This window comes from Microcoleus asticus IPMA8 (assembly GCF_013179805.1).
GTDB classification, from domain to species: Bacteria; Cyanobacteriota; Cyanobacteriia; order Cyanobacteriales; family Microcoleaceae; genus Microcoleus; species Microcoleus asticus.
On sequence record NZ_SRRZ01000166.1, the window covers coordinates 1 to 13,853 of the forward strand.

Genomic DNA, 13,853 nt, shown 5'->3' on the forward strand with positions numbered 1-13,853 from the left:
AATTCAGCAACGCCAGAATTAGTATTAGTTCCTATTTATTATTTAATCCCCTTTTTATTGATGTGTGACAGTTGTGGGTGCGGAATGTGGGCTATAAGAACTTGTCGGGTTAACAAAGCCAACCCGAAATCTGAGCCCTAAAATTTTGTCTGTATTCCAGTTAAGTAGTGCGATCGCTTTCGCTATTCGTCGGTTGGACTGCCATCATGTAGATTGGCATATTTGCTGCTGTCGTTGAGATACTACTTTGGGGGGCAGCAACTAAATTAGCTGGATTCAAAGAAAATAATCCCCCAGTATTAGCTACTGAAGCAGTTGGATTTGTGGGTTGAACCGTTGTCATCTGCGTTGATTGAGATACAAGCGCCCCGCCAACGATCGCGGCGAAATATAATGGCACCACAGGAATTAACTGACCCGTTTCCTCTACTTTCGCTTCGCTGGAAACACAAATAATTTGGGTAAGGATTTCCGCGAATCCTCCCAAAGCATCTTTGTCAGTAAAACCCCGTCCACCCGTCTCTTGTGCTACGCGGGCGAACTCAGCCGCCGTTTTATCTCGCCCCTTGCTCTTAGACGTTCCAAAATAAGTATGGACGATCGCTCCGGCACTTTTGGCTTTTTCAATCGCTCGATTAGCTGCCTCGATATCCTCTTGTTCGGTATCGTCACCACCTTCAAGAGCTTCGTCACTTAAATAAAAAATTGCACGGGATGCACCATCTCGCCAATTAAAGTGTGCGGAGATATCCTCAATAGCTCTAGCTCCGTCCTCTTGCGCTCCGCCACCAGGAATCTCGCCGCGCTTGCGACCTCTTATTTCTGTTTCAGCAACTCCGCAACTATTAATTAAATATGCCCGCAAAGTTTGCTGAAAATTGGTATTTTTCCAAGTTCCTTCCAGCCCAAACCACTCAACTCGCAAATCGCTCGGACAGCTTGAACTAGCGTTTTTTATAGCAGCTTCTGCGGCATTGCTCAGGCCTTCAGCTTCGTCTTTCATTGAAACGCTAGTATCGATGACTATCACCAAGTCAACCGACTTGTTTTGAGGAGTAGAACTCGTGCTTGACTGGGTGCTAGTTGCTGAAAAACCAACTAAATGCTGCGCTTGTACGAAGTAAACAGGGATAACGGGAACGAGTTGAGGGGTAGTATCTCTATTTCTAGTCGAGCAAATAACCGTTTTCAGAATCTCAGCAAAACCACCAATAGCATTTTGATTTCTAAAACCGTGTCCGCCTGTCTCTTGTGCTAGGCGGACGTACTCAGCCGCCGTTTTGTCTTGTCCTTGGCTTTTAGATGTTCCGAAATAAGTATGGACGACAACTCCGGCATTTCTAGCTTTTTCAATGGCGCGATTAGCTGCCGCGATATCCTCTTCTTCGGTATCGCCACCACCTTCTAAAGCTTCGTCACCTAAATAAAAAATGGAACGGGTGGCACCATCTCGCCAATTAAAGTGAGTGGAAATATCTTCGATAGCTCTCGCTCCGTCTTCTTGTGCGCCGTTTGCGGGAACCTCGCCGCGCTTGCGACCTCGTAATTCTGTTTCATCGACTCCGCAAGTAGTAACTAGATATTCCCGTAAAATTTGCTGAAAGTTGGTATTGTCCCAAGTTCCTTCAATGCCAAACCACTCAATTCGTAAATCGCAGGGACAGCTAAAAGAAGCCTTTTTTATACCAGCTTCTGTGGCGTGGTTAAGAATGTCGATTTTATCTTTCATTGAGGGGCTGGTGTCGATGACAATTACTACATCGACGAGGGTAGCCTCTTTTTCAGGGCGAGTGATTGAAGCCATGATTTTTTGTTCTCTAAATAAGTCTTTTTTAACTTTCTGAAAAATCTCACTTATTCGCTAAGACCAAATCCGACCCCGGCGGAATGGCTTCGGTTCTTTTTCTGAAGCTTTTTGATTTTTGAGCATTTCCTCCCACCAAAAGCCATTATTTTTAAGTCCGGTGGCTAACAAATGTTGTTTGGCATCTTCAAGTTTATTGGCTGCTTCTGAGGCATTTATTGCTTGAGATTCCAGCCCCTCTGTAGTTGCTTCTTTTGGCTGGTTTTTCTCGGAATTTTTAGCCATAGTACCTAATTCTCCACTTTCTGTTAACTATTACTACTCATGCAGAACATTACAGACACCTGCATCCACTGGAAGACTTAAGTTGTTGATAACTTCTGTAGGCAAATGCTGCTGGGTCGTTAAAGTTTGCTCCGTACAATAAATCCATGCGAATGCGGACTAAATCTTCTACGGTTCCGTGAATGACATCTACTGCCCGATAAGGATGGATAATATCGGGTCTTTTGACAGGGGGAGAAAGTTTGGGTAATCTCATTTTTTCCTCTCTAAGCTAATCAGAATGCAAGTCCGTAGGTTGGGTTAAAACAAGTAAAACTAAATACTTATTGAAACTTAGTTTTGGGTGAAGATCAGCACAACCCAACCTATTCAAAAAGAAGCATTAATCGTGCAATTAAGGTGTAGACCAAGAACGCACATCGCCCAAGGTAACGGGAATGAGATCGCTTACATCTATAGTAAAGCGGTATACCCTCTTAGCACGGCGACTATTTTCTGGATCGAAAAATTTTAGTTTCACATCCCAACCATCGCTATCGGGGCGGCAGAAGGGACTTTTTTCTACTGTAATACTATCGAGTTCCATGCCTTCTGCTACAGCTTGGGCAAATGTGGAAGCAGCTTGAAAAGCGTTGGTAGCGGCAAAATTTAGTGCTCTGTCTTGAGATGTGGTGCCTAAGTTCCGCAAGTCATAATAAATCCGGTTGAGAAAGCTGCTGAGGGTGCGACGGATGGCATCTTCTTGCGCGTCTGTGGCTGTAGCTCGTACAGTATTTATCGCGGCATTAACTAAGTTGTTGACTTTCCAGCCGTAGAGTCCGCGAATGTTGTAAAGTTCAATTACGGGAACGACTTGTCCGGAAAATAGCTTGACGCTGCGCCCGGGTAAAACGCCAGGGATGCTGACTCGTTCGACGTATTCTGCGTTATCCTCTGGTTGGATTTGTCCGGCAAGTAGTTGTTGCAATACTGCATAGGCATCTCTAGCAAAACCGCCTACTGGTTCAATAGCATAAATTGGAGTTAATTCTAAGTTCAGCGTCCAAATTAAAGCTTTAGCTTCCGAAAGAGTGTCTGCTAAATAATCCACCATCTGCCGCGCATCGTAGGGGTTGGCGGGGAGCGCTGTGTTGTCTATTGTAGCTCCTGGCATCAGTTGCTTAAAGGAGTCGCGCCTTGCTTCTGAACCGAAGTCATAACCAAGGGTTCCCAAAGCGTAAACCAAGTTCGCATCGGCTAGCTCGCTTGGGGCTTGGCTGGCGGTAACGTAATTAGAGGCACGATTTGACATGGCAACCTGTCTTGGGGTAGATGAATTAGTAAATGCGGGTGGATTAGAAGTAGGTATGGGTGCGGGAGTTGCAGCAACAACTTCAGCAGGTTCGATTATCAAAACTTCTTCTGGAATTTGGCTATTAGGTAGGGCATCACTGGTTTGGGGGCTGCCACAGCCACAACCAGAGGCGGCAACTGTTTCTAATTCTTCTGACACGGTTTCTCCTATCAGGTATTGCAAAGCACCAGAAATATTTAATTTGCCAACTAAACAGCGACGGCTATCATCAATTTCGGTTGGCGAACAGGGTATGGCAGTCTCTAGTAAGGCTGTCCTGACTTTTTGGGGATTGGGTTTTTCTCCCCGTTGCAATTGCAGACTCAGAAGTAAGGCCGCAACTCCGCTGACGATGGGAGTAGCAAAGCTGGTGCCACTGAGTTGGATTGTACCGCCTCCTGGTTTGGCTCCTAAAATGTTTTCTCCTGGAGCGAGGATGCCTTGGTTTTGGTAAGTTTCTCCCCAGTTACTAAAGTCGATGGGTTTTTCCTGTTCATCCATTGCACCTACTGCTAGCACAGTTGGCATAGCGGCGGGAACGTGCAAGCATTCGCAACCATCATTTCCAGCAGCGGCAACTATTAAAACGTTACGTTCATTGCACAGACGCACGGCTTTTTCCAGCCAACCTTCGGCTTCCCCAAAGTCGGTGAGTTGTCCGCCACTTATATTAATAATGTGCGCCCCAGCATTGATGGCTTGTTCAATGGCGCGGGATAAGTCGAGTTGCGATAGCTTCAGTCGTTCATCTGCAAAGACGGGAACGATTAAACCGCGACATTTTGGTGCAATTCCTTGCACGGGAGAACCAGGTTGACCAAAAATAATACTGGCAACGTGGGTGCCGTGAGCGGACATGGAACCATCGGCGCTAGCTTCCCCTGCAACTAGGGTAGGCAGTCGCGTTAGGTTTGCCCCTGTAAAACAAGGGTGATTTTGGTCAACTACCCCATCTAGGACGGCGATGCAAATGGTGGAGTCGCCCTTAGTGCTTGCCCATAGTTGTTGTATTCCTGGGATTTGTTTGAGTTTGGGCATTTATTTAAATAATGCTAAACTGCTTGGGCAATCAAGTTATAGATATTACTATGAAAGGCGATATTCTCCTGCTTTTTCATAAAACTTAAAGAAAATTCTTTACTATTCGTTATTTTCCTATTTTTTCTAAAAAAATTGCGGCCTGTTTATTAGGAAATTGCTTGACAAAAGTATTGTTTCTAGTTATGTTGCCTTTAAAGTTCATTCCCAAGAGTTTGCAATAGCTTCCAGGGCTGCGGTAGGCGCAGTCATGCAGCGTGCGATCGCCCCTCAACTAAATCTGTTCAGCGATCGCCTATTTCATCCAAATCGTCTCTCCCGCTAAAAAAGTTTTAGTGCGTCAACCCCTCTACAAATGACACACAACCAGCTTCTTCCACAACAGAAGAAAAAACCACAAAAAGCAGCAAAGGAGAAAAGAAAAATGGACAACAAAAACTTGATGCCCCAGCAGGCACAACCCATTAACCGGCTCACAACTGGACAACTGCCCGGCGAACTAGCAGAACTTTCCGAAGAAGCCTTGCAACTGCATGGTGACGGTGACGACAGTACATCAGTACTAGCTTTAGCAGCTAATAGTGATTTAGGCGGGCAGATTTGTTGGAGTTGGGTGTGCTCTTATGACGGAGAAGACGCAGAATAGGTTCCCACTCAAGCTGCATCTGTTAATTTCCTCAAAAATGCCTTTTCTCCTTTAGTGGAGCCTGATTCGCCCTCCGGAATTGCTCGGCAACTGCCCTGACTTCGGGGGGTTTCGGATACCTGGCACCTGCCGAGGAATGTGGAAAGGACAGGGGGAGAAGAGGGTGGAGTAGAGTTCCTAGTTCCTTTTTCGTCGTTGCCTCCTTGGAGGTTTAAGCCAGCTAGGAGTTTATTTCCCCAAGGGCACTTTCTGGCTGGCTTACTTTTCGGTTGGTAGCGGTTACAAAATCCTTGCTAACGAAAGGTTGTAGTTATTATTGACTTTAAAGTTCATTCCCAAGAGTTGGCAATAGCTTCCAGGGCGGCGGTAGGCGCAGTCATGCAGCGTGCGATCGCGCTTCGCAAGTCAGTCGGTAATCGCCCCTCTCGATACACCAACAGCGAATCGCCCACATACAGTCTTCTTTCAGAAAGAGGCGGTCAGTCCCACCGACTGAGCATTAGCTCGACAACGGGACAAAAACACAAACTACAAAAGGAAAAAAACTCTCATGGATAAGAAAAACTTGATGCCTCAAGCGGCACAACCTGTCAACCGCATCACCACCGGACAACTGCCGGACGTACTGGCTGAACTGTCGGAAGAAGCCCTGTCCCAACGGGGAGAGGATGCCTCAAGTAGTGCATCAGTAATACCTGCATGTGGGCATAGTGACGGTTATTCCGGTGGTTATGCTACGCCAAATTGCTGTGCGTGTTCTTATGGCGGAGACGACGCGGAGTAAGTTCCTGGGCTACCCCGAACTTTTTTCCCCTCAAAACTGCCTTTCATCCCGTCTAGGAGCCTGGGTTAGTCCGGATGAATCGTTCCGCAATTGCCCTCACCAGGGGGGTTTCCGATACCTGGCACCGTCGTGACGGGATAGGGAGAGGGGGAGACACGGAGGGCACCGTCGTGACGGGATAGGGAGAGGGGGAGACACGGAGGTAGGGGAAGAAGTTGATGATTTTACTTCCTCCCTTGCTCCCTTGCCCCCTTTGAGGTCTAAACCAGCTAGGAGATTATTTCCCCAATGACACTTTCTAGCTGGCTTACTTTTTGGGTTGTAGCGCTTGCAAAATCCTCTGTATTTCCGGGCGCAGTCTTCTAAATTGTTGCCCAATTGCAAAAAAGCCGGATGCCACTGAGTCAAGCCATCGTTTGTTAGCTGGTCGTAGGTGCCGTAGTTGCTGAATTCATAGAAGAATCCAGAACGTATTTTCGCCGCCTTGGGATTTCCGTGAATGTAGTGCAGGGTGTTGATTCTCCGCTGACATACAGTCTTCTTTCAGAAAGAAGCGGTCAGACCCACCGACTGAGCAGTAGCTCGACAACGGGACATTTACGAACAACCAAAAATGGAGAAAAATTCTCATGGATAAGAAAAACTTGATGCCCACCGTGGCACAACCTGTCAACCGCAGTACCACAGGACTTGTACCTGCTGAATTGGCTGAACTGTCGGAAGAAGCTCTGCAACTGTATGGCGAGCTAGATAGTGCATCCGTACTACCAAGTAATTATAGGTCAATGAGCTGTTTCACAAGTAGTTTCTGTTCTTATGACGGAGGAGACGACGCAGAATAGGTTCCCACTCTACCTATGTCTCTTAATTTCCTCAAAACTGCCTTTCATCCCGTCTAGGAGCCTGGTTAGCCCAGATGAATTGAGTCGCAATTGCCGATACCATCGGCCATCGGCCTTTCCGATACCTGGCACCTGTTGGTTGGGGGATGAGGGGGGGAGGCAGGGGAAGATGAGGATGATGATTTTACTTTCCTATCTCTCCTTGCTCCCTTGCCCCCTTTGAGGTCTAAACCAGCTAAGAGTTTATTCCCCCAATGACACTTTCTAATCTGGTTTACTGTTCGGGTTATACCGCTTGCAAAATCCTCGATACTTTCGGGCGCACTCTTCCAAGTTGTTGCCAAGGGTTAAGAATGCTGGATGCCACTGAGTTAAGCCATCGTTGGTTAGCTGGTCGTAGCTGCCGTAGTTGCTGAATTCATAGAAAAATCCTGACCGTATTTTTGCAGCCTTGGGATTTCCGTGAATGTAGCGTAAGGTGTTTAGCACCCGCTGGCGGTCTGAGGCGGGAAAGCCATCACAAAAATATCGCTTCTCCCAGAAGTGTCCCGTGCGGTTGAGCATCCGGTTAAAGCACATGGCGGTATACCAGTTGAGGAAGTGCATGATTTTTGGCAAATCATTGGGTTGAGTCGGTTCAATCAAGTAATGAATATGGTTTGACATGATGCAAACGGCATATAGCTTAAACTTGTATTTCTCAATAGCTTGTTTGATGGCATATAGAAACACCTCCCGGCATTCCCACCGTTGTAGCTTAAATTCTCGGTTGTTACATCAAGTTGTGATGTGGTAAGCATACCCAGGCTGAAGGTTTCTTGGTTTTCTAGGCATTGCTATGAGAGAGTGTGAGTTGTACTGATAACTTGAGATACTTAAACCTTACTGGTTAAAAATCATCAATACATGACTAATTCTCACTAACAAACAAAGGAAAATCAATAATCTAAAAATCCAAAGAACCCATGAAAATACCCCAAATCAAACCTCATTTCCGCATCGAAATTGTTGAACCCAAAAACGTCTATTTACTGAGTGAATATGCCACCTACGCCCTAACAGGTAGCCTTTATTGCCAAATTATTCCTCTGCTCAACGGTCAGTACACATTAGAGGAAATTATTCGGAAGTTAGATGGGCAAGTCGTACCCGAACATATTGAATACGTCCTCGATCGCCTCGATGCCAAAGCCTATCTCACAGATGCCGCCCACAGCCTCACCCAGGAAACTGCTGCATTTTGGAGCCTGCTGGGTGTAGACCCGCAAGCAGTGAGCGATCAATTACTGAATACCCAAGTATTAATTACCACAGTTGGAGCCGTTGACGCACAACCCTTGGTTGAGTCATTACAGGCACTCCAAATTTCAGTGCAAGGGTGGCAACAAGACTCACCTAAGCCCGATTCGGCTTCTCTACTGGTAGTCTTGACAGATGATTATCTGCAACCAGAACTGGGTCGCATCAATCAGATGGCACTGCAAAATCAGCAACCCTGGCTGCTGGTCAAACCAATGGGTGGAATGCTGTGGTTTGGTTCCATCTTTGATCCAGGGGAAACGGGATGTTGGGAATGCCTCGCCCATCGGCTCAACGGCAACCGGGAAGTAGAAGCCTCCATTTTGCGGCAGCAGAAACAACAGCAGGGTATGAGCAATACTGTTGGGTTAACCTCTCCCCCAACCCCTCTCCTACGAGGAGAGGGGAGTAGGACTCCCCCCTTCCCTACTAGGGAAGGGGAGCTAGGGGGGTTAGGTATTGAAGAAATCGGGTGTTTACCAACAGCAGTTGCCGGGTTGCCTTCGACAGTGCAAACGGCGATCGGATTAACCACCACCGAAATTGCGAAATGGTTGGTTAACCAGTGCCTCCCAGAATCAAAAATTCAGACATTAGCTGGGAAAATCATCACGCTGGATCAGACGAATTTCACCCAGAAAACCCACACGCTCACCAAACGCCCTCAATGTCCGTCCTGTGGGAATCCTGATTTAGTCAGCCAACAGGTCAAAAGTGCGATCGCACTCACCAGCCGCAAAAAGCTGTTTACTCAAGATGGCGGACATCGCGCCTTTACGCCAGAACAAATATTGAAACGCTATGAGCATTTAATCAGCCCCATTACCGGAGTCGTCAGCCAACTCGTGCGGGTTTCTGACCCCAATAATCCCCTCGTCCATACCTACCGCGCCACCCATGCCTTCGGTACTTCTTCCAGCCTGAATAAGTTGCGAAAATCCCTGGGACACAAAAGCCGCGGTAAAGGTAAAAGCGATCGTCAATCTCAAGCCAGCGGATTCTGTGAGGCGATCGAACGCTATTCTGGCATCTATCAAGGCGACGAACCTCGTATAAGTTCTAAGTTAGCTGAGTTGGGCGATCGGGCTATTCATCCACAAAAGTGTTTGCTGTTTAGCGATACTCAATATCAAAATCGGCAGGAATTGAATCAAAAGGCGATCGTAGACCACGATTGGATTCCAAAACCCTTTGACGAAACGCAGGCGATCGATTGGACTCCCGTATGGTCATTAACTGAGCAACGGCACAAATATCTGCCCACTGCCTTTTGTTACTACGATTACAAACTTCCTAAAGAACACCGCTTCTGTTCTGCCGACTCCAACGGCAATGCAGCCGGAGGAACCCTAGAAGATGCGATTTTACAGGGCTTTTTGGAACTGGTAGAGCGGGATAGCGTCGCCATCTGGTGGTACAACCGCCTTTCTCGCCCCAGTGTAGACTTGGCGAGTATCAACGAACCTTACTTATTAGATTTACAGAATTGGTATCGCAGCCAGCAGCGGGAACTGTGGGTACTCGATTTAACCACAGACTTGAATATTCCCGCCTTTGCTGCCGTTTCTCGCTATATTGGCGGCGGTGACGAACGCATCATCGCCGGATACGGAGCGCATTTCGACCCAAAAATTGCCATTTTGCGAGCCGTCACCGAGGTTAATCAAATTGGATTTGGTGTAGACCAACAGGATTATTCAACTGCTTCAGACTCTGCCTTGTATCATTGGTTTACAAAAGCAACCTTAGCCAATCAACCTTATCTTGCGCCTTGCACTCAGCAACCTGCGAAAATATATTCAGATTACCCGCAGCAATGGAGTGATGATATCGAGCAAGATGTCCTAACCTGCGTGGAAGTCGCCAGACGTGCGGGGCTAGAAATGCTGGTACTCAACCAAACCCGTCCCGATATTGGCTTGCCCGTAGTCAAAGCGATCGTCCCTGGCTTGCGCCACTTCTGGTCAAGATTTGGGGCGGGACGGCTGTATGATGTGCCTGTGAAACTCGGATGCCTGACTACGCCTTTGAGCGAAGACAAAATGAACCCGATGCCAATGGTATTTTAATAATGTCCGATTTCTTCACCCTTTCCTTCCGCCCTGACATCGCCCTCACTGTTGAAAGCGAGCGACTGATACTGCGATCGCCTCAGCACTGCCTGACATTGGAACATCCTCAGCCAGGATTGAGAACTGCCTTAGAACGTCTCAAGGATTCCAGCCAAACTTTTTCCCAACTCCAAGCTGTGATTGCCGAATTGGATGGCATCGAAGCTAGTCTCAACTTTGAGTTTGAGTTGCAGAAGCTAATTAGCCTCGGCTGGATAAGTCATTCCGTTTTACCATTAGCAACTGCCATTGCCATTGCAGAAAATTATCAATTTGTTGTTCCGCCTTTTGATGAGGAACAGCCTTTAATGCTGTCTCGGTTTACCTTTCTGCGCCAAGAAAAACAACAGTTTGTTTTAGAATCTCCCCTTTCCCAAGCAAAAATTATTCTGCTAGATTGGCGGGCGACAGCCCTAATCGGAAAACTGGCTGAAGTTGATTCGCAATTCACCTTCTTAACTTTAGCTGATGGGCTAATTGATGCAGAGATAGCAAGAGCGTTCATGCAGTTGCTCATCGCAACCAAAATGATCCAGCTAGAACCGGAAAGCAAAGCCTTAGCCGAATGGCAATTTCATAACTTGCTGTTTCACCGCCAAACTCGCTTACAACGATTAAACGAGCCGCCTAAAACGGAAATTCCTCAATTTGAGAATAGCGAGCGATCGCACTTTGTCAAATCGCCCATGAGTGACCGAGTAATTTCCTTAGAGAAACCTAACCTAGAAGCGTTAGCTCAAACAGATATTTCGCTCACCCAAGCGATTGAATCCAGACAATCAATTCGGGAATACAGCAACCAGCCGATTACATTATCTCAATTAGGAGAATTTCTCTATCGCTGTGCGCGAGTCAAAGAGGTTTACATTCCTGAAGACGATCCGATGAATATTGGAGAAGTGACGAAACGCCCGTATCCCTGCGGCGGGGCATTGTACGAACTGGAGATTTATCCAGTAGTAAATCGCTGTCAAGGGCTGGATGCAGGACTGTACCACTATCAACCCCTCGCGCACCGATTGCACCAGCTTGCCGAACAAAATCCAGATGTGGAAGCTTTACTCTATGATGCCTGGAAAGCAACTGGACAACAAGATAGCCCGCAAGTGTTGCTGATTGTTACTGCTAGATTTGGCCGATTGTTCTGGAAATACCATGCGATCGGTTACGGTCTAATTTTGAAGCATATCGGGGTTTTGTATCAAACATTTTATCTCGTCGCGACAGCGATGAAGTTAGCCCCGACTGCGATCGGTGCAGGTAACTCCCAACTGTTTGACAAAATCGCCCATCTTAACGAACATGAAGAGTCCTCAGTGGGAGAATTTATGCTAGGCTCGCGCAAACAATAAAAACCCTTATTTATCATACTTCCTCAATAAATTATTAAACCTCTAGATTCCTATGCCTGACTTAATTGCAATTCCCGGTTTTGCCGAACTTCAAGCCATCACACGCGGCGATTCCCGCATCAAAATAGCTGTTTTGGATGGCCGCCCCGACCTCGAACGCGCTTGTTTTGTTGGCGCAAACTTGAGTAGAATCAAACCCTTTTGGCAACAGACACTAGAGCCAATCGATCCATTCTACATTGAACAGCAACTTAAAATAAATGCCCTTAAAGACAAGAAAAAGGCTTTAAAAAAAGCTTTGAAGCAAAGCGAAAAGGAGAATGCAGATACAGCACCAGCAGCTTCGCAATCCACCGCTGGTGTTACAGCATCGAACTTGATGCGATCGCACGGCTCCTTTAGCACCGTTTTCAATGCTCTGCTAGAAGGCACAGATGCACCACTAATTGAGCAATATCGCCAGTTAAGTGCCTCCAAGCCGCAAAATTTACTGCAAAGAGAAATATCCCCAAGTATAAACTATGCTGCCGCCATTAAAGAATTAGAGGCAGAGATTAAAGCTTTAGAAGATACGATTCCCAAAGAAGTGCAAGAGCGTCTAGGTGGTGTATTCCACGCGACTGGCATTTTTTCAATGATGTTTGGGCAACCTGGTTCCCCGGTAGAGGGAGTAGCTCCCTACTGCACCGCCATTAACATTCCCCTGTTTGAAACAGCAACTACCGATGAATCTGTATCTCCCCTGAACATGGCTCATGCCTTTAACCTGGCATTAAAGCTGGGGGTGAATATCATTCACTGTGCTGCCTGCCACCCCACCACAACCGGGTTTTCCCACGAAATGATTCAAAAAGCAGTCAAACAATGTCAGGACAATAACATTCTGATTGTTGCGCCCAGTGGCAATAACAAAGGCGAATGGTTTTGCGTTCCGGCTGTTTTACCCAATGTTTTAGCAGCGGGCATGATGAAGGACAATGGACAACCCGCAAACTATAGTAACTGGGGCGGTCAGTATCAGGAACAAGGCATCCTCGCACCGGGCGAAAACATTCTGGCAGCACAACCAGGCACCGATGAACCTGTCCGACAAGAAGGAACCAGTTTAGCCGCCCCCCTAATGACTGGTCTTTCTGCGTTAATGATGAGCGTGCAATTGCAACGCGGCGAACAACCCAACGCGGAAGCGGTGCGGATGGCTTTTCTCAACAGCGCTATTCCTTGCGACCCTCAAGAAGTTGCAGAACCAGAACGCTGTTTGGCTGGTAAATTGAATATTCCTGGTGCTTATCAATTACTAACCGGAGAACCATTAATCGCAATTCAACCTTCTATTACAATTCACCCAGAAATCGATGGGGTAGATAATACGGTAGTACCTGCGAACAATATTGCCCACCTGGAATTCAATTCCCTGGCAAACTCTGGCACAGTCCAACCCTCCAATACAACAGTTGCCACCCTCAGTCAACCCAGCGAAGGCATCACCCCCAGCGCCGCCTCAAAACTCGTCTATGCCTTGGGAACCATCGGCTACGACTTCGGCAGCGAAGCCAGACGCGACACCTTTAAACAACTAATGCCCGCAATCGAAATTGACGGCATCATAATTCCCCCTAATCCCTATGATGCCCGTCAAATGGTCGATTATCTCTCACAAAACCCCAGTGAAGCCAAAGCCTTAATTTGGACGCTCAATCAAGAACTTAACCCCATTTACGCCTTAGAACCCAGACAGGGTTTTGCTGCCGATGTCTACGAAAGATTAATCCTGATGTTAGCGGGACAAATTGAACTTGAAGACAGCGATGATTTTGTCGAACGAATCAGCATTCCCGCCAAAACAGCCGATAAAACCGTGCAGCTATTTTCCGGGCAAGAAGTTCCCGTAATTACCTTAATCAATACAAGAGGAATGTACGGTTGGAAAATCAATAATTTAGTCGAAGCAGCTTTGCAAATTGTCGCTCCTCAAGCACCGCAAGCTGATGAAATTGCCATGCGGAAATCTCTCACCAGCTTCCTGCATCGAGTTTATTTTGATTTCCAAAATTTAGGGCAAACTTCTAAAGACAGGGTGTTGAACTTTTCTGTTACTAACGCTTTCCAAGCTGCTTCGAGCTTCGCTGAAGCTATTTCAAGAGGAATGCAACTCGATACGATTGAAGTAGAAAAAAGCCCGTTTTGTCGGCTTAATAGCGATTGTTGGGATGTGATATTAAAGTTTTTCGATCCAGAAAATGGCAGTAGGGCTAAGAAAGTTTATCGATTTACAGTTGATGTGAGCGATCGCATTCCTGTGACTATGGGTGAAGTTCGCTCTTGGTCTATACCAAAATAAATTTGGCGTTGCTGAATA

The 13,853-nt window shown here is 46.8% G+C and carries 13 protein-coding genes; 7 read left to right on the plus strand and 6 right to left on the minus strand.

Annotated features, from left to right (window positions below; translation table 11 throughout):
• Nucleotides 1–160: 160 nt before the first annotated feature.
• From E5S67_RS33710 to E5S67_RS28690, 4 genes are all read right to left on the minus strand, one after another.
• On the minus strand, nt 161–1,804 hold the full coding sequence (locus tag E5S67_RS33710; RefSeq protein ID WP_246277027.1) for a hypothetical protein: 1,644 nt from the start codon (nt 1,802–1,804) through the stop codon (nt 161–163).
• Between the two features lie 57 nt (nt 1,805–1,861).
• A complete protein-coding gene (locus E5S67_RS28680) occupies nt 1,862–2,089 on the minus strand; it encodes a cyanobactin biosynthesis PatC/TenC/TruC family protein (RefSeq protein WP_172192401.1) in 228 nt (75 codons plus the stop codon).
• Between the two features lie 49 nt (nt 2,090–2,138).
• The gene (locus E5S67_RS28685) at nt 2,139–2,345 is read right to left on the minus strand and encodes a cyanobactin biosynthesis system PatB/AcyB/McaB family protein (RefSeq protein WP_172192403.1); all 207 of its coding nucleotides are present in this window, start codon (nt 2,343–2,345) and stop codon (nt 2,139–2,141) included.
• A 138-nt stretch (nt 2,346–2,483) separates the two neighbouring features.
• Entirely contained in the window at nt 2,484–4,460 is a 1,977-nt protein-coding gene (locus tag E5S67_RS28690) for a S8 family peptidase (protein WP_172192405.1), read from the minus strand.
• Between the two features lie 157 nt (nt 4,461–4,617).
• Here E5S67_RS28690 and E5S67_RS28695 point away from each other — a divergent pair, with 157 nt between their 5' ends.
• Nucleotides 4,618–4,785, plus strand: a complete 168-nt coding sequence (locus tag E5S67_RS28695) for a hypothetical protein (protein WP_172192407.1) — start codon at nt 4,618–4,620, stop codon at nt 4,783–4,785.
• 99 nt (nt 4,786–4,884) lie between these two features.
• A complete protein-coding gene (locus tag E5S67_RS28700) occupies nt 4,885–5,106 on the plus strand; it encodes a DUF5837 family cyanobactin class RiPP (RefSeq protein ID WP_172192409.1) in 222 nt (73 codons plus the stop codon).
• Between the two features lie 329 nt (nt 5,107–5,435).
• Here the strand turns inward: E5S67_RS28700 and E5S67_RS34220 are convergent, their stop codons facing one another.
• Nucleotides 5,436–5,558, minus strand: coding sequence for a hypothetical protein (locus tag E5S67_RS34220; RefSeq protein ID WP_281363587.1), 123 nt, complete (start codon nt 5,556–5,558; stop codon nt 5,436–5,438).
• Between the two features lie 98 nt (nt 5,559–5,656).
• On the opposite strand from E5S67_RS34220, the gene E5S67_RS28705 reads away from it, so the two are divergent.
• Nucleotides 5,657–5,890 (plus strand): DUF5837 family cyanobactin class RiPP, encoded by a 234-nt coding sequence (locus E5S67_RS28705; protein ID WP_172192411.1) that lies wholly within the window; start codon nt 5,657–5,659, stop codon nt 5,888–5,890.
• A gap of 629 nt (nt 5,891–6,519) precedes the next feature.
• Nucleotides 6,520–6,732, plus strand: a complete 213-nt coding sequence (locus E5S67_RS28710; RefSeq protein ID WP_172192413.1) for a DUF5837 family cyanobactin class RiPP — start codon at nt 6,520–6,522, stop codon at nt 6,730–6,732.
• A gap of 264 nt (nt 6,733–6,996) precedes the next feature.
• Here E5S67_RS28710 and E5S67_RS34915 read toward each other — a convergent pair whose 3' ends face one another.
• Complete coding sequence (locus E5S67_RS34915; RefSeq protein WP_425487384.1) at nt 6,997–7,464, minus strand: transposase; 468 nt, start codon at nt 7,462–7,464, stop codon at nt 6,997–6,999.
• Nucleotides 7,465–7,697: 233 nt separating this feature from the next.
• On the opposite strand from E5S67_RS34915, the gene E5S67_RS28720 reads away from it, so the two are divergent.
• Genes E5S67_RS28720 through E5S67_RS28730 form a run of 3 tightly spaced genes read left to right on the plus strand, consistent with a single transcriptional unit; the run spans nt 7,698 to nt 13,835 of the window.
• Nucleotides 7,698–10,100 (plus strand): TOMM precursor leader peptide-binding protein, encoded by a 2,403-nt coding sequence (locus E5S67_RS28720; RefSeq protein ID WP_172192415.1) that lies wholly within the window; start codon nt 7,698–7,700, stop codon nt 10,098–10,100.
• A gap of 2 nt (nt 10,101–10,102) precedes the next feature.
• Nucleotides 10,103–11,494 carry a SagB family peptide dehydrogenase gene (locus E5S67_RS28725; RefSeq protein ID WP_172192421.1) on the plus strand — a complete coding sequence of 464 codons (1,392 nt, stop codon included), beginning with the start codon at nt 10,103–10,105 and terminating at the stop codon, nt 11,492–11,494.
• Nucleotides 11,495–11,546: 52 nt separating this feature from the next.
• Nucleotides 11,547–13,835 (plus strand): S8 family peptidase, encoded by a 2,289-nt coding sequence (locus tag E5S67_RS28730; RefSeq protein WP_172192417.1) that lies wholly within the window; start codon nt 11,547–11,549, stop codon nt 13,833–13,835.
• Nucleotides 13,836–13,853 lie beyond the last annotated feature (18 nt).